The organism is Mucilaginibacter oryzae, from assembly GCF_003148845.1.
GTDB classification, from domain to species: domain Bacteria; phylum Bacteroidota; class Bacteroidia; order Sphingobacteriales; family Sphingobacteriaceae; genus Mucilaginibacter; species Mucilaginibacter oryzae.
Genome location: NZ_QGHA01000001.1, coordinates 563,376 through 589,037 on the forward strand (window position 1 = coordinate 563,376; position 25,662 = coordinate 589,037).

A 25,662-nucleotide genomic window follows, 5' to 3' on the forward strand; every position below is an offset into this window, starting at 1 on the left:
GCTCTGGCCGAAAAATCAACTAATAACCAATTCATTCGCGCTTGCTTTACTTCCTACAAAAGTCTTTTTAACATCCATCTACCTTATTCCACAAACTGAATATCCTTCAAACTCAAAATACCATCGTTAGGCTTTGATCGTTTAATGGCGAAAAAGTACACATCGTGCTTGCCGCTTACGGGTTTTGTAAGCGTTCCTTTTACCTCGCCGGTTTTATCCCAGCCGCCGGTTACCTGGTACGCCACCGAGCTGATAACCGGGCCTGCCTGCGAATCTATCCGTACTTCTATCTCTCCTGCATAATCCTTAGAGGCATATTTATAAGCAAAGGCGCTGATATTGGTCAGGTCGATATTTTTGAACAGCACGTACGATTTATGGCTACCTGCCGAAAGATCATCTTTAAACCGGTTAAACCCTTTCAATTCATCGGCATAAACAGCCTTAACAGTTGCGTTACGCAGCACCACCATGTCGGTTGCTCTTAGCGGCCCTACAACCTTACCGCCTTTATCGGTATACGATGCCAGCAAGGTATACTCACCGCGGGGCTCGGCATCGTTAAATTTAGGGTTAAGCGTTCCGCTAACAGGCAAAGGCAGTACCGGGCTTTTTTTATCGGTAAGCGAAAAAATGTATTTCACTATTTCCTTCGTATCGGCAGTTGAAAGCTGCGGGTGCGCGCTCATTACATGTTCGGTACCCCAACTCCCTGCGCCGCCCGCTATAATTTTTTTAGCCAGCTGATCGATAGCGCCTTTCTGGGTTTTATAGCGTTTGGCAATAGCCATAAAGCTTGGCCCAACGGCTGTTTTATTAACGGTATGGCACGATTTACAGTCGCTGTTGGCCATCAACGCCTTACCGGGATAACTAACCTCGGTGGTTGCCAGGGCTGTAAGGTTTTGCGTAGTACTGTTGGCAGATGGCTGGGGGTTGTAGATGTAAAACAGTTTTACTTTTTTAGGGTCGATCCTCCCATCCTCCTTATCGCTTACCACCACGTGATAACTAAAAGGTTTGCCCTTCCAGATAAACGACCTGTTATCCGCGCTGGCAATGGTTATTTCGGGTTTGGTATTGCCAACCCTTACTACCACAGTGTCGCGGCCAACCAATCCGCCTTTATCGGTCACTTTTAAAATGGTTTTATATACCCCCGGTTTGGTGAAAGTATATCGGGCTGATGCTGTGGTAGCGCCAACTGTTTTACCATCAAACAACCATTGATAGGTGATTTGATCGTCATCGTCCGGATCTTTGCTGTTCTGGCTGCTGAAGCTTACTTTAAGCGGAGCCTGGCCTGCGATTTCCTTTTTAACAGGAAAGTCCTTTAATTCGGACGTGATAAACCTGGTACGGGCAAAATTATTAAACGCGGCAGTATCTAAAATACCGGCTTTGGCAACAGGCGCACGGTTGCCGGTGTTGTATTCTATCTTCACCAAACGGGCATCCTCATTCTGCGCGCCGTAAACCGATCCGTACTCCAGCATATACAATGCCCCGTCAGGGCCGAACTGCATATCAATGGGCCTCCTGAAGTCGCCGCTTAAGGGCATAAAGGCTTCGTTGCGCAGGTAGTTTTCATGCTCGTCAAAACGCAGGCTGATTACCCAGTTGCGCATCCAGTCGGCAACAAACAATGTCCCGTCATAATATTCGGAGAACTTATTGGGGTTTTTAACATTTTTGTCAAACTCATAAAAATCGCCGCCGATGGCGCAGCGCCCGCCCATGCCTAATTCCGGAAACTCGTCTGAAGCGGCATAAGGGTACCAGATCATGGCCGGCTGGGCGGGAGGCAATACGTTAAGCCCGGTATTGTTCGGCGAATTATTTACCGGCGCTTTTGGGTCGAAGTACGGCCCCGGTTTGGCATTCACAAAATCCCAGTGCGAGTAAGCAAAATTATTACCCACAAAATAGGGCCAGCCAAAATTGCCTGCTTTACGGGCCTGGTTAAACTCATCATACCCGCGCGGACCGCGGGGCGAATCTTTACCGGCATCCGGCCCAATCTCGCCCCAATACAAAACCGAAGTTTTGGGGTTTACAGCAATGCGGTAAGGGTTGCGGCAACCCATCACATAAATTTCGGGCCTGGTTTTAGCGGTTCCTTTCGCAAAAAGGTTTCCTTGGGGGATGGTGTAAGTGCCATCAGCTTCAGGATGAATGCGCAGTATCTTCCCTTTAAAATCGTTGGTGTTACCGGCGCTTCGCTGCGCGTCGAGGCTGTAGTGTTCGGTACCCGGACGTTCATCTAAAGGAGCGTACCCGTCTGATGGAAAAGGGCTCGAACTATCGCCGGTAGACAGATATAGGTTTTTATCCTTATCCCAGGCCAGCGAGCCGCCGTGGTGCGCGCCGCTTACCTTTTGCACGGGCACTTTCAACAATATTTTTTCTGATTTCGGGTCGAGCACATCTGCGGGGCTTAATTTAAAACGCGACAATTGAAAATTAAGCGGCTCGATGGTTTGCCCGGCAGGCATATAATAGATATAAACAAACTGGTTTTTATCAAAATCAGGGTCGAGGGTTAGGCCAATCACGCCTGTGCCTCCCTCGTAAGTGATAGGAAACTTATGGATCACCTTAAATTGATGGGTTTTGGTATTATAAACCGAAAAATTGCCCATCAGCTGCGTAAAGAAAACACGCCCGTCTTTAGCCGTAGCCAGCTCCATTGGCGAGGCGATATTGCTTACCAAAACTGTTTTGATAAAGCGGCTTTGATCCGGCGCCACCCTCGAGTAGGCTTTACCATAATCAAGCGGTTTACCATTTCCCATCGCATACCTGATACCGCCAAGCAGCTGGCCTAAAAACAGCGGGTCGCTGTAGCTTTCATCCGTATGGCCGCAACCGGTGTAAAACGACCGGCCGCCATCAAATTCGTGGTACCAGGTGATGGGATGATCGGCGCCGTTGGTGCCGCCATCATAGGTATTCTCGTCCAGGCTGGCCAGTACGTGTATACCGCTATAAATGGATTTGTAGTTGTACCACTCGTCGGTACGCTCCCATTTATCGGGCAGGTTGGCGGTAGCCGGGTGGCTTTTATCGGTTACGTTAATAACAGCCTTGCGGATATTGGAATTGTTTGGATGGCTCGAAAAATAAGCGCCTACCAGTTTGCCGTACCATGGCCAGTCGTACTCGGTATCGGCTGCGGAGTGCAGGCCTACAAAACCACCTCCCGCCTGGATGTAACGCTCAAACGCTGCCTGCTCAACCGCGTTAAGTACATTACCGGTAGTGCAGTTAAAAATAACCGCCTGGTATTTTTTAAGATTTTCGTCGGTAAAATTGGCCGCATTGGTGGTAGTATCCACATCAAAACCATGATCGCTGCCCAGCTTTTGAATGGCGGCGATACCATAAGGGATGCACGAATGGTGCCAGCCCAGCGTTTTGGAAAACACCAAAACACGCGGCTTATCGGCAGGCTTTTTAAATGCGAAGAGCAGGACTGTTAATCCCGTCAAAAAAACGTAGGTAAGGTTTGTTTTTAACGACATATAGTGATTATTGGTTGATCGTTTTTCATTAAACAGCCGAAAAAGCAACACGAGCATAGAACACGGCTTAAAAACTTAGGCGACTGTAAAAAAAAGTTAAACTAAAAGGGTTGTTCAATCAATTGGCTAACACAATAATACTATTTAAAACACCTGATGTATAGCGGTTAAAGTTTAATTTTTGGCGACTATGTATTTGTAATTGAATTGTTACGGCTTAAGGTACCTGCGCCGCAACAGCAAGGGAGGCGTACTAAAACTGAAGATAAAAGGAAACTAAACCAATAATTGGTTGCGGTATTGGCGCGGACTTGTTTTTTTAATTACTTTAAAAAAACGGTTAAAGTTTGATACGTTATTAAAACCGCATTCGTAGGCTATATCTGTAATGCTATAGTCTTTATTGGCCAGCAGTTTGCACGCATAACCAATTCTTGTTTCGTTAACAAACTGGGTAAATGATTTTTTGGTGCGTGCCTTGAAAAACCGGCAAAACGCGTAGGTGTTCATATTGGCAACATCGGCAATGGTATTGAGTGAGATATCTTCGCGAAAATTATCGAAAATGTATTTAAAAACCTGGTCCATGCGTTTGCTGTCATGATATTGGTACTGGTTGGTATAATTGGTACTGGCCAGTAAATTATACCCCTCGTCTGAACTCATAAGATCCAGGATCTCCAGCAGGGTGATAATCTTTGGTAAACCTTCCTGTTGTAAAATCCGGTACATCAGTTTAACAACCGCTTCCCTGCATTTTCCCTTTAACTCTACCCCCCGTTGGGCTTTATTTAAAAACGATTCGATTTTGCGCACATTTCCAAAGGCCGAAAGGTGCATGATCAGTTTTGCAGGATTGAAATAAATGGTTAATGAATGCGAGTAAGGCACCTCTTCAACATCGGCAGGCTGCTCCCGGGTGTTATGCCAAACATGCGGGATGTTTGATCCTAAAAAAATTGTTTCGCCGCTTTCAAAGTAATCTACCGAATCGCCGATGATGCGCTTTCCGGAGCTTTTTACAATATGTACCAGCTGGCATTCTTCATGAAAATGAAACTCGTTCGAAAAAAATGGCAGTATCACTTCCCTGGCTAAAAAAAGGTCTTCCGACTGTACACCGTCGGACAATACGGCTAAAATTGGCTTCATTTTAACAAAAATGGCTCAAAAAATTCAAACACAAGCAAAAATACTATCAAAAGTTGCCAATTTAAATGAAAGTAAAAAACATGCGCCGCCTAATTTTACATCAGCGTACCTCATCCGGAAGAGGCAGCTAAAACCAATCTATAAATAAGCAACTAATACAGTTTTCATTTTTAACGGGACACTATCCCTTAAAATATCTACTTACATGTATATTACAAAAATTGAAGTAACCGATAAGCGCTTTAACTTAGGCAACGGCGCCGGTTCGGATGCAGTGAACGACTCAACGCAATACGCCTACGCTATTTGCGAACTCCATACCGGTGGCAACACTAAGGGCATTGGCCTTGCATTTACGTTAGGTGCAGGTAACGACCTGGTGTGCAAAGCCATCCAATACCTGTCTGAGCCTTTAAAAGGTAAAGAAATTGAAGCGTTGATGGCCGATTTCGGACCGGTTTACCGTTCCATATTAGATTCGCCAGCCTACCGCTGGCTTGGGCCGCATAAAGGCGTTATGCAGTTGGCGCTTGCAGCCATTGTTAATGCCTGCTTTGATTTGTGGGCCAAAAGCCGCCAGGTACCGCTTTGGAAGCTTTTAATAGACCTGACACCAAAACAACTTGTAGCTACGCTTGATCTGCATTATCTTGAAGATGTGCTAACCGTTGAAGATGCCGAAAACCTATTGAGCCATAACCTGGCCGGGCGTACTTTGCGCAAAGGGGTTTTGCAAACAGGTTATAAAGCTTACGATACATCGGTGGGATGGTTCAATTACACCGACGAGAAGATCAAAGAAAACGTTAACCGCGCTATTGACCGTGGTTTTACGGCCATGAAACTGAAAGTAGGCTCGAACGACCCGCAACGGGATATCCGCCGGGCAAAACTGGTGCGTACAGAAGCAGGCGACAAAACCACCATTATGCTTGACGCCAACCAGAAATGGAACCTGCCGCAGGCCATCAGCATTTGCAAAGAGTTAAATTCCATCAACCCTTACTGGATTGAAGAGCCAACCCACCCTGATGATGTGATAGCGCACCAGACACTGGCTAAAGAAATTTCGCCGTTAAAAATCGCCGCCGGCGAACATATCCCCAACAAAATCATTTTTAAAAACTTTTTGCAGGCCGGGGCGATGGATTTTTGCCAGGTTGATTGTGTTCGCGTTGGGGGTATATCGGAGTTTTTGACCATCAGCCTGCTGGCTAAAAAGTTTAACATCCCGGTAGTGCCGCATGTGGGCGATATGGGGCAGATCCACCAGCATTTAGTGTTATTTAACCATGTTGCTATTGGTCACGAAAACCTATTTTTGGAACATATCCCGCATTTGTCGCGTTATTTTAAACATCCGGCCAATATCAGCGGCGGTTATTACGCCGTACCGGCCGAAGCGGGCAACAGCAGCGATTTACTGATCAGCTAAAAACCAAAATGAACCAGTTATTAAACAAAGTGATTTTGATTACCGGAGGCGCGTCCGGCATAGGCCTGGCCTGTGCCGAGGCTTACATACGTGAAGGCGCAACCGTTTTTATAATGGATGTGAATGCACCGGCGCTGGGCAAAGTATTGGCAAACCTGGGCGGTAACCACAAAGGTATTGCAGGCGATGTAGCCAAAAGTACCGATGTAAAAGCAGCGATTGATGAAATACAAAAGCATTACGGCCGGCTTGATGCCATTCATAACAACGCGGCTATAGCCCATCCCTCCAAACCTGTTGATGAAACGGAAGAAGATGAATGGGACGCGTTGATGAACATTAATCTTAAAAGCCTTTTCTGGACAACCAAACACGGCATCGGTTTACTTAAGGCATCTAAAGGCTGCATTTTAAACACCAGCAGTATGGCGGGCGATATCGGCCAGAGCCTGCATGCGGCCTACACGGCAACCAAAGGCGGCATTAACGCGCTCACCAAATCGATGGCGCTGGATTATGCGGCCTTCGGCATCAGGGTTAACGCCATTTCGCCGGCCGGGGTCTGGACACCGCTGCTTAAACAATGGGCGGCCGAACAGCCTGATCCGGGATCAATTGAAAAATATTTGAACGGGATTCATGCCCTTGGCTACTGCCCGGAAGCTGATGTAGTGGCCGACGCCGCGGTTTTCCTGCTATCAGACGCGGCCCGGTTTGTAACCGGCTGTATCATGCCTGTAAGCGGAGGTGCCGAATTGGGTTACAAAAGATAAAATTGAAATGATGAATAAAACTAACGGCAATTCGTCAAGATACCTGGGGCCGCTGTTGATAGTGATGAGCCTGATGTTTTTCTGGAACCTGAGCCGCAACATCAACGATGTGCTCATCCCCCATTTAAAAAGGGCCTGCCAGTTAACAGATCTGCAATCATCGCTGATCCAGTCGGCTTTTTTTGGCGCTTATTTTTTGATGGCCTTGCCCGCGGGTAGGTTTATCGAAAAAAGAGGGTACAAAACCGGGATGATCACCGGGTTGGTACTGGCTGCCATTGGCGCGGCCATATTTTACCCGGCGGCCATAACAAGGTTTTACCCGGTGTTTTTGCTTGCCTTGTTTACCATGGCTTCGGGCTTTGCCATTTTAGAAGTTACGGCGACACCCTATATTTCCAGACTGGGCGACCCCGACCATGCTTCAAGTCGGCTAAGTTTGGCGGCCGCTATAGGTTCGGTGGGTGCAACCATTGGGCCATACCTGGGTTCGGCTTTTTTATTGCATGATCAGGATATATCCGCAAATTTAATAGCATCTCTCAATCCGCAACAGCTGCAAAACTTTTTAAATGGCGAGGCGCATATGGTTATAGCGCCTTACCTTACACTCGCCGGGCTTTTTATCGCGCTTTGTATTTTGCTGTATTTTTTAAACTTTCCGGTAATTAACGAAGGTGTATCGAATAAAAAACTGTCGGATGTTTTTAAGTTTAAACACACCATGCTGGGTGTATTCGCCGTTTTCGCTTACCTCGGTGCCGAAGTTGGTGTGGTGAGCTTTATTATCCGCTACACTAAAACGTTAAATATTGTCGGCATGACCGAAAAGAAAGCCGCCCTGTTTATTACGCTCTATATGGCGTTGGTACTGGCGGGGCGTTTACTGGGCGCGCTGATACTTAAACATAACAAACCGAATAAGGTACTTATTATTTGCAGCACCGGAGCCTTTGGCCTGGTGTTGGTTTCGGTTTTAACAAGCGGATACCTTTCTATCATCACCTTATCAATTGTTGGATTTTTCACCTCGGTTATGTACCCCATCATCTTTACGCTAAGTATTAAAAATATCGGCGGGTATACCAAAGTAGCTTCTTCTTTGCTGATTATGGGGGTTGTGGGCGGAGCTATCATTCCTCCGGTAATGGGTTTGATATCCGATCATGCAGGCATCAGGCTTGCCTTCACAGCACCCTTAATCTGTTACCTGTATGTTTTATTTTATGGATTGAAAGGTTATGTGGTGAAGCACGCCCCATTAGCTGATGACATAGACGAGGCCATAATTACCGTGGCCGGCCATTGAGTTGAAGCTGCACCGTTTTTTGCAACAACAAATAAAAGTTGCGCTTATTTTGTTGTCAAATACACACTTATTGCACACAAATTGCTACTAAATCGTTTTTTTGACCTAATTAAGAAAATACATAGTCAAAATAGTATCGAAACTCATCAATTTTAGCGCAATTTATTGCCGGTGTTCGCTCTACTTTTATTTTAATTATAAACAGCAACTACTGAAGGTTTACTAAAGAATTTAAACCAGGTACAACGGCCCGAAAAAAAAGCCGCGAACCTGGACTGGGATTGCTATAACCGTTACTGAATGATTAAAACTTTACTAATTGCGCTATTATTTGGGTTCGCGGCCGGCATTGCCTCAGCACAGCATCATGAAAATGAGCTTGCGGGCAATGCCCCAGCCGCATATACTATACAAAAAACCACTACCGACAGTTGGAAAGGTTTTGAGCGCATCAACCTGAACGTTGGTCCGCACAGCGCTTATTTTGTAAACCCTAAGAAATCGCTCGACGGCAATCCGTGGATCTGGCGGGCATCCTTCCCCGACTGGCATACCGATATTGATAGTATTTTGCTTAGCAAAGGGTTTCATGTTGCTTATGTTAAGGTTGATAACCTGTACGGAAGCCCTTACGCCTTACAGGTATGGGACGTTTTTTATAAATACCTGACCACAGAACAAGGATTTGCCTTTAAGGCGGCGCTGGAGGGTGTTAGCCGCGGCGGCTTATATGTTTATGGATGGGCCAAACGCAACCCGGATAAAGTGACCTGCATTTACAACGAAGCCCCCGTTTGCGATATTAAAAGCTGGCCCGGCGGCAAACTAAGCGGTCCCGGCGACGCGGCTCTGTGGAAACAGCTACAGGAGGTTTACCACATTACCGAACAACAGGCGCTTGCTTATCATGATAACCCCATCGATAACCTGGACGGGCTTGCCGCCTTCAAGGTACCGGTAATGCACATCATCGGCATTGATGACAAATTAGTGCCTAATGCCGAAAATACCAATATCCTTGCACAACGCTATACAGCTTTAGGTGGCCCGATGATGGTGTACCCGGTAACTGCCGGTCCGCAGGAATTGAGCGGACACCACTTCCCCATAGAAAATCCGGAGCAATGGGCTAACCTAATTACGGGTTACAGCTACCCGGTAAAAAAGATACTTCCTTATAACAATTATTTCAAAGTTCGCGATGGATTGGCGAACAGCCTGAACCTTTTCAAAACAAATAAAACCGCTACGGTAGCATTTTTAGGCGGTTCGATAACCTACAACCCCGGCTGGCGCGAAAAAATAAGCCGCTATTTTACCGAGCGCTTCCCCGCTACCAAATTTCATTTTATCCAGGCCGGTATCCCATCCTTGGGCAGCGTTCCGCATGCCTTTCGTTTACAGCGCGATGTGCTGGATTCGGGCCGGGTAGACCTGTTGTTTGTTGAAGCAGCCGTAAATGATAATGTGAACGGGTTAGACAGCCTAACCGAAGTTAAAGCCTTAGAAGGCATCGTTCGCCACGCCAAAACAGCAAACCCCGCAATGGATATTGTGATGATGGAGTTTGTTGATCCGGACAAGATCAGGGATTACAACAACGACAAAACACCGTTGCAGGTTGCAAACCACGAGCTCATCTCGGGTTATTACGGCCTGCCGTCGGTTAATCTTGCCAAAGAAGTTACCGACAAACTGAATAACCAGGAGTTTTCATGGCAGTATGATTTTAAAGACCTCCACCCTGCCATCTACGGCCAGGAACTTTATTTCGCTTCGATAAAAAGCCTGCTGGATCAATGCTTTGCCGGATATCCTTCCTCCACAAAGTTGGTTAATAAGTCATTGCCCAAACCATTAAACGCGTTAAACATCAGCAAGGGGCAATACTACAGCATCCAAAATGCCAAAAATTTAAACGGCTGGGTTATAAATCCGGATTGGACACCGACCGATAACACTGCCACCCGCGATGGCTTTGTACACAAACCAATGCTCATCGGCACAAAACCGGGTTCAAGCTTAACCTTGCCATTTAAGGGAACAGCCATAGGTATGGCCATTGTTTCAGGGCCGGATGCAGGCATCATCAATTACAGTATTGATGGCGGGGCCGAAAAAACGATGGATTTGTATACGCAATACAGCTCCTGGTTATACCTGCCCTGGTATGTAACCTTCAGCACCGATCTGAAAAGGGGGCGGCACACACTCAAACTTAAAATAGATAGCCATAAAAACATGAACAGCAAGGGGACCGCGTGCCAGGTGATCTACTTTTTAACCAATTAATTTTTTAAAAGCAAAGCCGGTCAGCGTAAACGGGTATCCGGTTTTTTAATTGTCAGTTTAACATATTTTAAAGCTCTATACCAAATGATTAAACCCAATGCAAAACCATTACTCCGCCTTTAACACGGAGGTCAAAAAACACAAGCCAATTTAAAAACCCTTTAATCAATTTATTAAACCAATTTATGAACAAACTTTACCAACTGATCAAAACCCGGGGGGAGCATAAACGCTCTTTTAAACCTGCACCGGGTTTTTATTGTTTTGTGTTATTGCTGCTGAGCCTGCTTTGTTCGGCGCAATTTTCGCATGCGCAAACCAAGGTAACTATTACCGGTACCGTGACCGATACCCTTGGCGGAAAAATAGCCGGGGCAAACATCATAGCTACCAACCGTAAAAACCTGGGCACCACTACAGATGTTAACGGCAAATTTGTTATTGATGCCGAACCGGGCACCATTTTCAAGGTATCGTATGTAACCTTCCTCGATCAGACATTTACCGTTACCGGGAGCAAACTGGTGGTTAACATCGTATTGAAAGAGTCAAAACGCGGCCTTGACGAGGTGGTGGTTTTGGCTTACGGTAAAAAAGAACGCCGTGAAGCCGTGGTTGGTTCGGTTACTACCGTTAAACCGATGGACCTGAAAATTCCGGCCAGTAACTTAACCAACGCGCTTGCCGGCCAGGTTGCAGGTGTTATCGCATTTCAGCCTAACGGGCAGCCGGGTTTGGATAATTCCAACTTCTTTATCAGGGGCGTAACCACCTTTGGTTATAAAAAAGACCCGCTTATCTTAATTGATAACGTAGAGCTGACCGCTAACGACCTTGCCCGTTTGCAGGTTGACGATATTGCCAGCTTTTCGATTTTGAAAGATGCCAGCGCCACAGCCCTTTACGGTGCACGTGGCGCTAACGGTGTTATTTTAGTAAGCACCAAAGAAGGTAAGGTAGGTAAAGCCAAGATCAACGCCCGCGTGGAGAACTCGATCAGCCAATCGGCCAAAACCCTGCAACTTGCTGATCCTATTACTTACATGAAGCTTTTTAACGAAGCGACCATTACCCGCGACCCGACAAGTCCGCCGCCCTTCACCCCCAACAAAATATTGAATACCGAAGCAGCCCTCCGCGGCGATCCGGGTAGTAATAAATACGTTTACCCGGCTGTAGACTGGCTGGACATGCTTTTCAAAAAACGTACCGCCACCCAGCGTGCCGATTTAAGTGTAAGCGGCGGCGGCGATGTTGCCCGTTACTATGTATCAGGTTCGTACAATGTTGACCATGGTATATTGAAAGAGGATATAGCCAACAATAATAACAACAACGTTAAGTTTGAAAACTTCCAGCTCCGCTCGAACGTGAATATCAACCTTACCAAAAGCACCGAACTGGTAGTAAGGCTGGTGGGCTCATTTAACGAGTATAATGGCCCCATGACCAGCGACGCTTCGTTCTCGACCGATCTGTATAACGTGGCCGTACACACCAGCCCGGTATTATTCCCGGCCTATTTCCCGGCCGATTCGGCAAACATGAACGCCAAGCACATTTTATTCGGTAACGCCGCGCCAAGTGTTGCCAACGGAACCGCAGGACCAAACGCCATAGCTTACAATAACCCCTACGCGGCATTATTGCGTGGCCATAAAAACTTCTCCGAATCAAGGTTATCAGCGCAGCTGGAGTTAAACCAAAAGCTGAATTTCATTACCGATGGCCTTAATTTTCACGGCTTGTTCCATACCAACAGGTACGCGTACTTCCAATCGCACATGAATTATTCGCCGTTTTATTATTTCGCGGATGAGAGTAACTATGACAAAGCTACCAACACCTATAAATTAACCTGGCTCAACTCGCAACCGGCAGGCAACGGTGTGCCTAACGTACCAACCGAATACCTCACTTACAGCCGCGACCGGGATTATGACAACCTGAATACCTTTATCTTTTTCCAGGGTGTTTTAGATTACAACCACGCCTTTGGCGATCATAACGTGAGCGCTTCATTAATCGGTACACGTCAGCAAACAGTATACTCTGATGCTAAAGACCCGGTATTAAATTATACAACCCTACAATATTCGTTACCCTACCGCAACCTTACTGTGGCCGGTCGCGCAACTTACTCATTCAAAAGCCGTTACTTTTTAGAGTTCAACTTTGGGTACAACGGTACCGAACGCTTTTCTGCTAATCACAGGTTTGGTTTCTTCCCTACCATCGGCGGTTCGTGGATTGTATCGGATGAGAAATTCTGGGGCCAGGGATTGTACAATGTATTCAGCCGTGTAAAACTACGGGCCAGCTACGGGTTGGTAGGTAACGACGCTATCGGTCAGCAGCGCTTTTTCTTCCTTTCGGACGTTAACCTTAACGGGGGTAACCCGGCCTACTTTGGCACCTTCAATAACTACAGGCGCGAAGGTGTTTACATCAACAATTACGAAAACCCGAATATTACCTGGGAAACCTCACGCCAACTTAACCTTGGCCTTGAGTTTACCATGTTTAAAAATCTGAACGTAGTTGCCGAGGTTTACAAATACCACCGCTACAACATTCTGCAAACGCGCTCGTCGTTACCTACCACCATGGGCCTTGAGGCGCTTGACCAGAACGGCAACCCTAAAGTAACGGCCAATATTGGTACAGCCGACTCGAAAGGTATCGACCTGTCGGCAGATTACAAGGCCCCTATTGGCAGAGGCGGCGCCTGGTTACAGGGCCGTGGCAACTTCACACTCGCTACCAGCAAATACGGTAACTACGAAGAACCGCAATGGGCTGAGGCTTACCGCTACCAATCTGGCCAAACCATAAACAGGGCCTATGGCTACATTGCCGAACGTTTGTTTGTTGACGATAATGAGGCACGGAACTCTCCTTCGCAAATATTCTCGAACAACGGCGTGCCCCCGGGCGGTGGCGACATCAAATACCGCGACCTTAACGGCGATGGTAAAATTGACGCTGCCGATCAAACATTTATCGGTAACCCTACCGTTCCCGAAATTGTGTACGGCGCAGGTTTATCGGGCGGTTATAAAAACTTCGATATTTCCTGCTTTTTCCAGGGGCAGGCGCGGGTATCATTCTTTATAGATCCGAGCCGGGTTAGCCCATTCATCCAAAGCCCTGATCCATACATCTATGGCAACACCCAGTTAATTAAAGCTTTTGCCGATGACCACTGGAGCGAAGAAAACCAAAACCTGTACGCTACCTACCCGCGTTTAGGCGTTACCGGTAACCAGATTGAAAACAACCGCCAAAACAGTACCTGGTGGATGCGCGACGGCAGCTTTATCAGGCTGAAATCGGTAGAGATTGGCTACTCCTTACCGCCATCAATACTGAAACGCTTAAACGTAACCAAATGCCGCATTTACTTTAACGGCTTAAACCTGTACACCTGGAGCCCCTTCAAATTATGGGATCCGGAGCTGCGCGGCAACGGTTTTGCCTACCCTATACAAAAGGTATTCAACTTAGGCATCAACGTTAACCTATAATTTTTACTGATCAATACTGAGTATTATGAAACAATATTATAAACTTTTATTACTGGTAGGGCTCCTGATTTCGGGCGCATCATGTAAAAAATACCTTGATGTAACGCCTGATAATACCGGTACCCTCGAGTACGCTTTCAGGAACCGTAACGAAGCCGAAAACTACCTGTTTACCTGCTATGCTACGTTACAGCAGTTCTATGATCCTACATCAAATGTGGGCTTCACTACCTCTTCAGAGATTATTTATCCCAACAACCTTACCAATAAGCCCCTAAACGAAAACGGTTTCAACCTCATCCGCGGCGCTCAAAACAGCAGTAACCCGGGTGTTAACTGGTGGGACGGCGAAAACGGCGGGCAGGCCTTATTCCGCTCGCTACGGAGGTGTAATATTTTCCTCGAAAACATTGACAAGGCCTTCGATCTTACTCCGGCAGAAAAAGCACGCTGGGTTGCCGAGGTAAAATTTCTAAAGGCTTACTATCATTACTACCTGTGCCGCCTGTACGGTCCGGTACCACTGATAAAAACCAATGTTGATATTTCGGCCGCAACCGAAGAAGTAAGGGTAAAACGAGCGCCGGTTGATTCGGTATTTAACTATTGTGTGCAGCTGTTGGACGAAGCGATCCCCAATCTGCCCCCGGTAATCACTAACCAGGCTAAAGAACTTGGCCGTATAACCCAGCTAACCGCCTTATCTATCAAGGCCGAGATGCTGGCAACACAGGCCAGCCCGCTGTTTAATGGCAATCCGGATTATGCCAGCATGAAAAACAAGGATGGACAGTTGCTGTTTTCAACCATTGCCGATCCGCAAAAATGGAAACGAGCTGCCGATGCGGCCAAGGCAGCTATAGATGCCTGTACCGCTAACGGTCTTAAATTATACACCTTTGTTTCGCCGCCAACGGTTGGCACCCTGTCTGACGAGTTACGTGCCGAATTAACCATTCAAAACACCGTTACCGAAAAATGGGACCAAAACCCGGAATTGATCTGGGCTTTAAACCCAACTTTTCCGTGCCAGGGTTATGCTACACCAAGGCTAACGCCGAAATCGGCGGTGAACATCTTCTCCAACCCATCAACCTTCGCTGTACCTATTTCAACCCAGGAGCTTTTTTATACTGCTAATGGTGTACCCGTTAACGAGGATAAGAACTTTGATTACGCCAACCGATACGCGCTTAAAACAGCAGGCGATGCCGATAAATACCTGATAGCTAAAGGTTACACCACCATTAACGAGCATTTCGGCCGCGAAACACGCTTTTATGCCAACATTGCTTTTGACGGCGCCATCTGGTATGGTAACGGTATTTACAACCAGGACCAGGCTTACCATGTGGAGGCACGTGGCAATACGTCACTGGCCGGACCTAAAGACCGTAACACACTAAACATTACCGGTTACTGGCCTAAAAAACTGGCCAATTATTTATCAGTTTATGATGATGGCTTTCAACCTATCGAATTTCACCTGCCATTAATGAGGCTTGCAGGTTTATACCTGCTTTATGCAGAAGCATTGAACGAAGTTGGCGGCCCAACTGCCGAAGTGTACGATTACATTGACAGGGTAAGGGCAAGAGCTGGTTTGAAAGGTGTGGTTGAATCATGGTCCACCTATTCTAAAAACCCGAATAAACCAACTAGCAAAGAAGGTTTGCGTGATATCATCCACCGCGAGCGCCGGATAGAGCTTTGTTTTGAGGCGCAAAGCGGGTGGGACCTTCGCCGCTGGAAGGAGATACAACAGGTGCTGAGCGTGCCTATGCAGGGTTGGAACATTTACGAAACCGAGCCGGGCAACTACTATCGCCCTAATACGGTGATGACACCCGTTTTTGGCTTGCGCAATTATTTCTGGCCGATAAAAGATTACGATTTAACGGTTAACAACAACCTGGTGCAAACCACCTACTGGTAGGCCGCCCATCAATTATAAACGAACTAATTCAATATAAATAAAGAATTATGAAACGCATTAACAATTATCCGGTAACAGCATGGGTGCTAATGGCGCTGCTGTTTACAGCATGCTTAACCTCATGCAAAAAAAACGACGGATATATTAAAGAGGTATCAAATGATTTAAGCAAGCCTGCTACCGTTACCAATGTAAAGGTTAAAAACTTTAATGGCGGCGCTTATATTACCTATGATTTACCAAACTCAGATAATCTGCTTTATGTACAGGCCGAATACCGTATCAATGATAAAACAACACGCCAAACCAAATCGAGCTATTACTCGGATACGGTAACGGTTGATGGTTTTGCTAAAAGCCAGGATTATGATGTAACCCTTTATTCGGTGAGCAGGGCCAATGTAAAATCTGATCCGTTAACGGTTAAGGTTCACCCCGATCAGCCTTATTACCAGCTGATCAAGTCAACCCTCGCTATCACGTCTGACTTTGGGGGTGTAAATATCAAAGCCCTGAATCCGGCAAAGCGCGATGTGGGTATAGTTTTACTTGATTTTCAAAAATCAACCCAGGCGCTTGAAGTTGCCGATCAGCATTACACCAATACCGATACCCTAAACTATTCGGTAAGGGGCTACCAGGCGGTACCGCAGCAATTTGGCGTATACGTTACTGATAAATTTGGCAATATATCTGATACAACCCTGGTTACGCTAACCCCTATTTTTGAAACACTGCTTAACAAGGCCAACTTCGCGGTTTATAAAACCCCTACTGATAGCCAGACCGCCTACGGCTGGGAAGTGCCGTACCTTTGGGATAACAAAACAGACGGCTATTCAAATGGCTGGCACACCGCTCCCGGCGGCGCGGCGCCCATGCAGGTTACTTTCAGCCTTGGCGTATCGGCACAACTCAGCCGTTTTATTTTGTGGGAAAGGCCTGATCAATATGCTTATGGCCACGGTAACCCAAAAGATTTCTCGATATGGGGATCAAACGTTAACACACCACAAGACATGAGGCTGCCCGATTACGCGCCGGTAGGAACCGTAATGGGCGATTGGGTAAACATAGGCAACTATCATTATCCGAACCCGCCATCGGGCCTTACACCCGGGTTTACCAATGCAGCCGACGCGGCTTTTGTGGCGGCAGGTGTAAATTTTAACATCCCGCCTGGTTCAACGCCAATTAAATACTTCAGGTTTATGGTGCATACCACATGGTCAAACGGGGATTTTGCTCACATGATGGAGCTTTCAATATATGGTAAACCGCAATAAGCATTAATAATTCAGATTAAAATGAAAACAAAAAATATTATCAGAATAGCTGCTTTGGGTTTAATGGGATACCTGATGTATGGCTGCAGCAAGCAAGACACCGAGTTTGAATCATTCCTGAACGGCAAAGAGGTTAAATATCCCGGTACCATCAGCAAAATAACGCCACGCCCCGGCAACCTGCGCGCCGGTATCACTTTTCATCCCAGCAGCGATCCGAGCGTAACGCGCTATGTGGTGTATTGGAATAACAAAGCCGATTCAATTGTTTATACATCGGATAACCACAACCCTTCGGATAGCCTTACCGTTATTGTACCCAACCTTAACGAGTATATCTACTCGTTCACCATGTTTTCGTACGATGCCAAAGGCAACCGCTCGGTTCCGCGCGATATCAATAATGTTAAAGTTTATGGCCCGGTTTATCAATCGGGGCTTTCAAACCGCAACTATAACCTGGCTAATCCTTACGGGATCAGTGCCGATGGAAAGGTGAAGCTTAACTTCAATTTGATGGACACCGCGGCCCACAACGTGTTTACCGATATTAAGTACACCAATAAAGCCGGACAAGAAACCATTGCACGGATAAACGCCGACAGCCTGTCTATCGTACTACCTGATTACAAGGCGGATACCAAAATCCAGTTCCGTTCGGCATTCATCCCTGTAAAAACAGCTATCGATACCTTTTATGTATCCGATTACGAGGATTTTGCTACCATTAACGCGGTTGCCGTTTGCGATAAAAAACTGTTCAAAAAAGTATCGTTACCTTACGACGCAGGGGCTTTGGAAGGCGGAACCGACCTGGATAAACTGTGGGATGGCAGTAACGGTCCGCAGGGCTATCCCAATATCTGGCATAGTGATGGCCATGGCCCGCTGCCTGTGGTATTTACCTTTGATATGGGCGCGGTTTACAAAGGCCTTGTAGCGATTGAAGAAACCGGGCGCAATTGCTGCCATAACCCCGATGATTTTGAAGTTTGGGGTATAGCCGATATTACCAATGCGGCAACCAGCCTTAAAGCAAACGATGCGGGCTGGGCTGCCGAGGCCACCGCCAAAGGCTGGAAACTGCTCAAATCGATCAAGCGCAACGATGACGGCAGCGCGCCGCTAAAGGTTAATTTTGACCCTAACCCGCCGCCTGTACGTTATATCCGCATCAGGATTAAACATAACTCGAACGGAGAAGGCAACTACACCAACATGAGCGAGCTAACTTTCTGGAACAACGCTTTACTATAAGCACGATAAAATTACCGGGGCGATTAATGGCCCCGGTAATTTTTAGTTTAAAACAACCGACATTTGGCTAAACACCTACTTTAAACCAACCCCAAACACAGAAACCTACTATGCAAATAAAAACGCCGCTGCTGATAACGGTGATACTAACAGGAATTACAACCTTTACACAAGCGCAAACTAAACAATTAAAACTGTGGTACAAGCAGCCGGCACAGCGCTGGGAAGAAACCCTGGCCCTGGGTAACGGCAGGCTGGGTATGATGCCCGATGGCGGTATCACCGCCGAAAAGGTGGTATTGAACGATATCACCATGTGGTCGGGCTCATCGCAGGATGCCAATAACTACGAGGCCTATAAGCAACTGCCCGAGATCAGGAGGCTGCTGGCCGCCGGTAAAAATGTGGAAGCGCAAGCCATTATCGATAAATCATTTGTTTGTACTGGTAAAGGATCGGGCGGTGTGCCGTTTGGCTGCTTCCAGATGCTGGGCGATTTGAATATTAACTACCAGTACAAAGACACTGATGATAAGCAGATTAAATTTGAAAATTATGAGCGCGAGCTGTCATTAAACAATGCCCTTGCCAAAACCACCTTCAAAATAAACGGCGTTACTTACAAACGCGAATACTTTACCAGCTTTGGCGATGATGTGGATGTGATTAAGCTAAGCGCCGATAAACCGGGTATGCTGAACATGAACATCAGCATTACCCGCCCCGAGCGGGGCATTACCTCAACTACCGGCAATGAGTTGGACCTGACCGGTCGGCTGGATAACGGCACCGACGGCAAAGGGGTGGCTTACAAAGCGGCAATTAAGGCTAAACTAACCGGCGGTACATTAAGCACTACCGCCACTTCGCTGGTAATTAAAGATGCTACCGAAGTTTTGATCTATATATCGGCCGGTACCGATTTTAAAAACCCGCAATATCTCAGCAAATTAAATAACAATATGGCTGCTGCTTTGGCTAAACCTTATGCTTTGCAAAAGCAGCAGCATATTGCAAACTTTCAAAAGCTGTTTAACCGGGTAAAGGTTGATCTCGGATCGTCGGAAGCAGAGAAACTGACTACCGATCAAAGATTGATCGCTTTTCGCACCAATCCGGATGCTGATAACGCCTTGCCTGTATTATTTTACCAGTTTGGCCGCTACCTGAACATTTGCAGCACCCGCGTAGGCTTATTGCCGCCAAACCTGCAGGGCTTATGGGCCAACGAGGTACACACGCCATGGAACGGCGATTACCATTTAGACATCAACATTGAAATGAACCAATGGCCGGTTGAGGTTTCAAATTTATCAGAATTGAACCTGCCCCTTGCCGACCTGGTTAAGGGCATGGTACCTCACGGCGAAAAAACAGCCAAAGCTTATTATAATGCCGATGGCTGGGTTGCCCACGTAATCACCAACCCATGGGGCTTTACCGAGCCGGGCGAAAGCGCATCGTGGGGCATATGTAAAGTTGGCTCGGGCTGGCTTTGCGATAACCTGTGGCAACACTATGATTTTACCGGCGATAAAAAGTACCTGGAACAAATTTACCCGATATTGAAAGGCGCGGCGCAATTTTATAGCAGCATGCTCATCAGCGATGCCAAAACCGGCTGGCTGGTCACCTCGCCGTCCTCATCGCCCGAAAACAGCTTTTACCTGCCTGATGGCACACACGCCAGCATCTGCATGGGGCCAACTATTGATAACCAGATTATCCGCCAGTTGTTTAACAATGTGATTACTGCAAGTAAAGTATTGGGTAAGGATAAAGCCTTCAGCAAAACACTGGCCGCTAAAGTAAAAAAGCTGCCCCCTCCGGGTATTATTGCAAAAGACGGCCGCATCCAGGAGTGGCTGGAAGATTATAAGGAAACCGAGCCCCAGCACCGCCATGTATCGCATTTGTATGGCCTGTTCCCCGCATCGCAAATTACCCCGGAAGCTACCCCTGCCCTTGCCGAAGCCGCTAAGAAAACTTTAGAAGTAAGGGGCGACGACGGCCCGAGCTGGTCTATCGCCTATAAAATACTTTGGTGGGCACGTTTGCACGATGGCAACCGCACTTACAAATTATTTAAAGAACTGATGAAGCCAACCCTCAAAACCGATATCAATTATGGGGCAGGCGGCGGCGTTTATCCAAACCTGTTATCTGCAGGTCCGCCGTTCCAGATTGATGGTAACTTTGGTGCAGAGGCCGGTATTGCCGAAATGCTGATTCAGAGCCATGCCGGATTTATCGACCTGATCCCATCAATACCTGATGCCTGGAAAGCGCAGGGCGAAGTTAAAGGATTGAAAGCCCGCGGCAATTTTACGGTAGATATGAAATGGAAGGATGGCAGGGTAACCGCTTACAAAATAACCTCGCCTGCGCCGCGCGCCGTTAAGGTGAAAATTAACGGCGTGATTAAAAGTATCATGGCGACTAAAGGGTAATGTTGAGAACGTTTAAAACCGAATAAAGATCTCCAATCGTCATTGAAGGTACGAAGCAACCGCGCGGAAGCAGGTACACCCTATAAAGTTCGCGATCGCTTCGTACCTCGGTGACGCTTTTATAGCATTACAGGTTTAAAGTATTTTGTAAAGAAACCGTTATGATTTCAAAAAAACATCATGCTTTAAAATTAAAATGTATTTTAGACATTTATAAACCATCAATCCATGCAAAAACTCCTTAACCGTTTTATAATTGCTGTGCAGTTGTGCGGCTTGCTTTGCGTTTGGCAGCCGGCAACTGTTTCAGCTTTCGTTTCTACAACCAATCAATCGCCAAAGGCGGAGGCAATATCAATCCCCTACAGTAAAACAGGGAACATTATTTACGATCAAAAAACGGGCACCTTTTCGGTACAGGAAAACGGGAAAATTGTACTTGCCAACTGTTATGCTAAAGTGAAGATTGATGGTAAGTTTATTACTTCTAAAGATTATAAGCAGATCGGCTTTAAAACCACCGCCCAAAAAGATGCGTTCGGCAACGGTGTTAAGTATGAAGTTACCTTAACCGGCAAAAATCTGCCTGTAATGGTGCAAACATTTTACAGCTACCCATTAGCCGGAAAAAATTATTTCTTTGCCGAAGTAAGCCTGAAAGGCAGCAGCCTTAAAACCAATTACATGGAGCCTATTGCCGGTGATCTGGCTACTGTAAACGGCGATACGCGTTCACTTTTTGTACCTTTTGATAATGATACTTTTATCAGTTACGATTCAAAAGCCTTTAGAGCGCCACTCACCAATACCAGCGCCGAAGTAGGAACCGTATTTGATAATAATAGCCGTAACGGCGTAGTATTTGGCTCGGTTGAGCACGAAACCTGGAAAACAGGTGTGCGCACCATCGCCAAAAAAGACAGCGCCAATACTTTTGAAGTATGGGGCGGCTATACTGAAGAAGCCGTAAACCGCGACAAGATAGCTCACGGCGAAATCAGCGGGAACGTGATCAAATCGCCCAGGGTATTTGTAGGCTGGTTTGCCGATTGGCGTACCGGGCTGGAGGAATTTGGCAAAGCCAACCGCATAGCTGAGCCCCCTTATGTTTTTAACTGGACAAAGCCCACACCGGTTGGCTGGAACAGCTGGGGCGTAATGCAGGAAAAACTGAGTTATGATAAAGCCCTTAGGGTCGCCGATTTTTTTGCCGACAGCATCCCGGCGTTTAGAAACGGGAATACGGCTTTTATCGATCTGGATTCGTTTTGGGATAATATGATTAAAGGTGGCTGGGAAGGCGATTTCGGTCAGCTGAAAGCATTTGCCGATTACTGCAAAATGAAGGGCTTACAGCCCGGGGTTTACTGGGCTCCGTTTACCGACTGGGGCTGGAAAGGCGGCCCCGACCGTAAAGTATTGGGCAGCAACTACACCTATGGCGAAACCTGGACCAAGGTTGGCAACGGCTACCACGATATCGACGGGGCCCGCGCTACCGATCCAACCCACCCCGGCACCCTGCAGCATATCGATTACGTGATAGGTAAACTGAAAGCATGCGGTTTTAAAATGATCAAGATAGACTTTTTAGGTCATGCCGCCGCAGAATCGAGCCATTTTTACGACACGAAAATTACCACGGGGATGCAGGCTTATAAAAAAGGCATGGAGCACCTGATTGACCAGTTGGGCAACCAGATGCTGGTTTACGCCGCCATTTCCCCGAGCCTGGCAACGGGCCGTTATGCGCATATGCGCCGTATTGCCTGCGACGCTTTTAAAACCATTAAAGATACCCGTTACACACTAAACAGCGTAAACTACGGCTGGTGGCAAACTTACCTGTACAACTATATCGACGCCGACCATGTGGTGTTATCAACAGAAAGTGAAGGAGCTAACCGGGCAAGGATGCTTTCGGCAGTTGTTACCGGTACGTTTATTACGGGCGATGATTTTTCAACCCACGGGCAATGGAGCGAGAGAGCCAAGGCTTTATTTCAAAACCCCGAAATCTTAAAGATAGTGGCCAATGGTAAAGCATTCAGACCGGTTGAAGGGAACACAGAAACAGGTACTACCGAACAATTTACCATTAAAATAGGTAATAGTTTTTACCTGGCGCTATTTAACTATGGCAGCGAAGACAAAACCTACACTATAAACAGGAAAAGATTAGGCATTGAAGAAGAGAAAGAATTTGGTGTTAAATCGTTACTGCAAGATTACGGTGTGAATACCAACGGTAGCGTTGTGTTAAAAGCGGGCGACGCGGCAATGCTTAAATTTGAAGAGATAAAATAACAGGCAAAGGCACCGGTAACAGATTTAATTCCCCTCGCTTTAGTTACCGGATGCCTTCTTCGGGTGGATGAAACCCGTATATTTTTAAGCGTTATATTTCACATATTTAGCCCGTTTGGCTGCAAGCGGGCATTTTGCTTTTTTAACGTTTGCACAGCATTTATTTGAATAACGTTTTGAACCCGAAAGGCCGATTTTTTCAACCGGTAACGAATTGAAATACAATCCGCCGGTTACGGCCAGCAATGTAAAAAATTTCATAGCTAATTGGTTTATATAAACAGACGACAATTTTGGGGGAATGTTACAGGAGATTGGCAAATGTTGATTTTCGCACACTTTAAACCCCGTGAGGACGTAGTATAGATGGGCCCATATCGGTCTCTGCACCTTTGCGTGCCAAACATCCAAACACGCTTTATATACATGAAATTCTCAACCCATCTGCGCGAAAAATCTCCTAAAAAACAAAAGTCAGCAACCTCGCGTTACTGACTTTCAATTAACTATTAACTGACCAAATATCTTCGAAAAAACTATCTGGTATAAACGCAAACACAGAGGCTTATTTAGTAGGGCTATGCGTAAAAAACACCCGTCTAAAAAGCTTTCATTAAATCCATACTACGCTGACTGCCTGTACTTTAAAGGCGTTATGTTATAATGCGTACGGAACAGGCGGATAAATGAACTCGGGCATTCAAAACCTACCATACTAACCACCTCATTAACAGGGTAACGGGTATCTTTCAACAACATTAATGAGCGTTTTAAACGCAGCTGAATTAAAAACTGGTGCGGCGTTAACCCAAAGGCCTGTTTAAAAGTACGCAACAGGTGGTTTACCGAAAGGCAGGCATGTTCGGCCAGGTCTTCAAGGCTAATATTCTGATTATAATTGCTGTACATATACTCTTTAGCCAGGTTTAACCGCCGGATGATTTCGATTTTGGTTCCGTGGTTTAAAAAGTCGAGCTTCTCGGCCTTTTTATATACTTCATCGTTATAAATATTGAAATAGTTGATCAGCGTATGGTGCAGGTACTCGCTGATGAGCATTTCATCCTGCATACCCTGGTCAAGATGCTGCTTCAGGTGAAATACATTGTACCTGATGTCACCTGCAAAAGGGTAAATGGTTTCGCTAAATTCGGGTTGTAAAATAATGGTTTCGCCGCCTTTATCTAACAGTTCTTCGTAGCCACAGGTACGGAATTGCTGAAAATCCTGTAAAAATTGCTGATCGAAATGGATAGCGAACGATTGCACAGGGTCGCCCGCTTCGGTCCCGACAGCATATTTTGTTCCCCGGTTCAATACCAGGAACGAATCAGGGTAAATAGATAGCTGCCTGCGGCCAATATCATAACGTTCGTTTCCGCTTAAAACAAAACGCAGGCTCAGATCGGAAGTATACTGTATACCCTGCCCCTGTGTGCCGGTACGGCTCACTATTTTGTTGTTATTGCGTAATACTTTTGAATAATCCATTGTGATATGCGTTTATTATTCGTTATGTTTTCCTTTTCCCGGTATCATAAACCTATTATTTAACGGGCATGCCAGATAGATGATTTTGTTTTGCTCCGCGATTTAGTAACCGGTGGTTTGATACTACTTTACCTTATCAAAGGTACGGTGAGCAAAGGCGGGTAGTATCCCCCTGTTTGGGGGATTTGTGAATTAGTGATTTGAGTGCCTGAAGGAGTTTTTGGCCTGCAACTGCAAATCACAGGAATAGTATGTTATTGTTTTTGGCATTAAAATGCCTTATATTTATATATCGCAAACGCAGTTTATGTCACCCACAAAAAAATCGGATAAAGCAACAAACGCAAACAACCCTATCGTTAAGATGATAGAGGACAAGAAGCGTATTGTTAAAGCGATAAAAAATGGCGAAAGCTTATCTACTCTAAAAGACATAAAAATTGTCTCTCCTTTATAGTTTCCTGAAATTAGAAGACGGTTCTTACAATTTCATTTCAGAACAAGGGCACAGCTATCTAATCTACTTTTCTGAATCAACGCTACCGGATTCGGATGGGAATGTTCATACTGTTTACAATCTCGGGTTCAGCAGAGATGGCGAGCATGAATCTGAGCCTTTCTGAATTAAACATGATCCAAAAATCAGAAAAACCATTACTTCAATAATAAACAACTTCTTCAAACTCAGTGACCATAAGGTATTGATATACTTTTGCTTTGGCGATGACGGTTATGCTCGCCACAGAAACATCGTGTTTAACCAATGGTTTGCAGATTTAGATACATCAGTTGAAAAATACAATAGTGTTATTCCTTACGAGGATGGTAAAGTTTATGGGGCATTATTGGTAGTAAAAGAGAACCCGCTTAAAAAACTTATAGTTGATTCTTTCAACAGCTTTTTAAACGAATTAAAATAAATC

The 25,662-nt window shown here is 46.1% G+C and carries 15 protein-coding genes; 11 read left to right on the forward strand and 4 right to left on the reverse strand.

The window, feature by feature from the left end; genetic code table 11:
• Nucleotides 1-83: 83 nt before the first annotated feature.
• Together LX99_RS02455 and LX99_RS02460 are read right to left on the reverse strand one after the other, a co-directional pair.
• Nucleotides 84-3,524 (reverse strand): ThuA domain-containing protein, encoded by a 3,441-nt coding sequence (locus tag LX99_RS02455; RefSeq protein WP_211318937.1) that lies wholly within the window; start codon nucleotides 3,522-3,524, stop codon nucleotides 84-86.
• A gap of 276 nt (nucleotides 3,525-3,800) precedes the next feature.
• A complete protein-coding gene (locus LX99_RS02460) occupies nucleotides 3,801-4,676 on the reverse strand; it encodes an AraC family transcriptional regulator (RefSeq protein WP_109606077.1) in 876 nt (291 codons plus the stop codon).
• A gap of 205 nt (nucleotides 4,677-4,881) precedes the next feature.
• On the opposite strand from LX99_RS02460, the gene LX99_RS02465 reads away from it, so the two are divergent.
• From LX99_RS02465 to LX99_RS02510, 10 genes are all read left to right on the forward strand, one after another.
• Entirely contained in the window at nucleotides 4,882-6,111 is a 1,230-nt protein-coding gene (locus LX99_RS02465; protein ID WP_109606079.1) for an enolase C-terminal domain-like protein, read from the forward strand.
• Nucleotides 6,112-6,119: 8 nt separating this feature from the next.
• Nucleotides 6,120-6,884: an SDR family NAD(P)-dependent oxidoreductase gene (locus LX99_RS02470; protein WP_109606081.1), complete on the forward strand. Its 765-nt coding sequence runs from the start codon at nucleotides 6,120-6,122 to the stop codon at nucleotides 6,882-6,884.
• Between the two features lie 7 nt (nucleotides 6,885-6,891).
• On the forward strand, nucleotides 6,892-8,193 hold the full coding sequence (fucP, locus tag LX99_RS02475) for an L-fucose:H+ symporter permease (RefSeq protein ID WP_211318938.1): 1,302 nt from the start codon (nucleotides 6,892-6,894) through the stop codon (nucleotides 8,191-8,193).
• Nucleotides 8,194-8,493: 300 nt separating this feature from the next.
• Nucleotides 8,494-10,485, forward strand: coding sequence for an SGNH/GDSL hydrolase family protein (locus LX99_RS02480; protein ID WP_109606083.1), 1,992 nt, complete (start codon nucleotides 8,494-8,496; stop codon nucleotides 10,483-10,485).
• Nucleotides 10,486-10,670: 185 nt separating this feature from the next.
• On the forward strand, nucleotides 10,671-14,012 hold the full coding sequence (locus LX99_RS02485; protein ID WP_109606085.1) for a SusC/RagA family TonB-linked outer membrane protein: 3,342 nt from the start codon (nucleotides 10,671-10,673) through the stop codon (nucleotides 14,010-14,012).
• A gap of 25 nt (nucleotides 14,013-14,037) precedes the next feature.
• Nucleotides 14,038-15,948 (forward strand): RagB/SusD family nutrient uptake outer membrane protein, encoded by a 1,911-nt coding sequence (locus tag LX99_RS02490; RefSeq protein ID WP_109606087.1) that lies wholly within the window; start codon nucleotides 14,038-14,040, stop codon nucleotides 15,946-15,948.
• Nucleotides 15,949-15,995: 47 nt separating this feature from the next.
• Nucleotides 15,996-17,234 (forward strand): DUF5000 domain-containing lipoprotein, encoded by a 1,239-nt coding sequence (locus LX99_RS02495; RefSeq protein ID WP_022832029.1) that lies wholly within the window; start codon nucleotides 15,996-15,998, stop codon nucleotides 17,232-17,234.
• A gap of 21 nt (nucleotides 17,235-17,255) precedes the next feature.
• Nucleotides 17,256-18,491: a DUF4998 domain-containing protein gene (locus LX99_RS02500; RefSeq protein ID WP_022832028.1), complete on the forward strand. Its 1,236-nt coding sequence runs from the start codon at nucleotides 17,256-17,258 to the stop codon at nucleotides 18,489-18,491.
• A 110-nt stretch (nucleotides 18,492-18,601) separates the two neighbouring features.
• Nucleotides 18,602-20,941 carry a glycoside hydrolase family 95 protein gene (locus LX99_RS02505; protein WP_109606088.1) on the forward strand — a complete coding sequence of 780 codons (2,340 nt, stop codon included), beginning with the start codon at nucleotides 18,602-18,604 and terminating at the stop codon, nucleotides 20,939-20,941.
• A gap of 228 nt (nucleotides 20,942-21,169) precedes the next feature.
• Nucleotides 21,170-23,248: an alpha-amylase family protein gene (locus LX99_RS02510; protein WP_109606089.1), complete on the forward strand. Its 2,079-nt coding sequence runs from the start codon at nucleotides 21,170-21,172 to the stop codon at nucleotides 23,246-23,248.
• Nucleotides 23,249-23,332: 84 nt separating this feature from the next.
• Here the strand turns inward: LX99_RS02510 and LX99_RS25505 are convergent, their stop codons facing one another.
• Both LX99_RS25505 and LX99_RS02515 read right to left on the reverse strand, forming a co-directional pair.
• Nucleotides 23,333-23,509, reverse strand: coding sequence for a hypothetical protein (locus LX99_RS25505; protein ID WP_170122612.1), 177 nt, complete (start codon nucleotides 23,507-23,509; stop codon nucleotides 23,333-23,335).
• A 363-nt stretch (nucleotides 23,510-23,872) separates the two neighbouring features.
• Complete coding sequence (locus tag LX99_RS02515; protein ID WP_109606090.1) at nucleotides 23,873-24,739, reverse strand: helix-turn-helix domain-containing protein; 867 nt, start codon at nucleotides 24,737-24,739, stop codon at nucleotides 23,873-23,875.
• A 641-nt stretch (nucleotides 24,740-25,380) separates the two neighbouring features.
• Between LX99_RS02515 and LX99_RS25510 the strand changes: the two genes are divergently transcribed.
• Nucleotides 25,381-25,659 (forward strand): DUF6169 family protein, encoded by a 279-nt coding sequence (locus tag LX99_RS25510; RefSeq protein WP_281270920.1) that lies wholly within the window; start codon nucleotides 25,381-25,383, stop codon nucleotides 25,657-25,659.
• The last annotated feature ends 3 nt before the right edge of the window (nucleotides 25,660-25,662 follow it).

Bases quoted from the DNA above. Each gene is read 5' to 3' on its own strand.
- LX99_RS02455 (WP_211318937.1), bottom strand. From the start codon at position 3,524: ATGTCGTTAAAAACAAACCTTACCTACGTTTTTTTGACGGGATTAACA.
- LX99_RS02460 (WP_109606077.1), bottom strand. From the start codon at position 4,676: ATGAAGCCAATTTTAGCCGTATTGTCCGACGGTGTACAGTCGGAAGAC.
- LX99_RS02465 (WP_109606079.1), top strand. From the start codon at position 4,882: ATGTATATTACAAAAATTGAAGTAACCGATAAGCGCTTTAACTTAGGC.
- LX99_RS02470 (WP_109606081.1), top strand. From the start codon at position 6,120: ATGAACCAGTTATTAAACAAAGTGATTTTGATTACCGGAGGCGCGTCC.
- fucP (WP_211318938.1), top strand. From the start codon at position 6,892: ATGATGAATAAAACTAACGGCAATTCGTCAAGATACCTGGGGCCGCTG.
- LX99_RS02480 (WP_109606083.1), top strand. From the start codon at position 8,494: ATGATTAAAACTTTACTAATTGCGCTATTATTTGGGTTCGCGGCCGGC.
- LX99_RS02485 (WP_109606085.1), top strand. From the start codon at position 10,671: ATGAACAAACTTTACCAACTGATCAAAACCCGGGGGGAGCATAAACGC.
- LX99_RS02490 (WP_109606087.1), top strand. From the start codon at position 14,038: ATGAAACAATATTATAAACTTTTATTACTGGTAGGGCTCCTGATTTCG.
- LX99_RS02495 (WP_022832029.1), top strand. From the start codon at position 15,996: ATGAAACGCATTAACAATTATCCGGTAACAGCATGGGTGCTAATGGCG.
- LX99_RS02500 (WP_022832028.1), top strand. From the start codon at position 17,256: ATGAAAACAAAAAATATTATCAGAATAGCTGCTTTGGGTTTAATGGGA.
- LX99_RS02505 (WP_109606088.1), top strand. From the start codon at position 18,602: ATGCAAATAAAAACGCCGCTGCTGATAACGGTGATACTAACAGGAATT.
- LX99_RS02510 (WP_109606089.1), top strand. From the start codon at position 21,170: ATGCAAAAACTCCTTAACCGTTTTATAATTGCTGTGCAGTTGTGCGGC.
- LX99_RS25505 (WP_170122612.1), bottom strand. From the start codon at position 23,509: ATGAAATTTTTTACATTGCTGGCCGTAACCGGCGGATTGTATTTCAAT.
- LX99_RS02515 (WP_109606090.1), bottom strand. From the start codon at position 24,739: ATGGATTATTCAAAAGTATTACGCAATAACAACAAAATAGTGAGCCGT.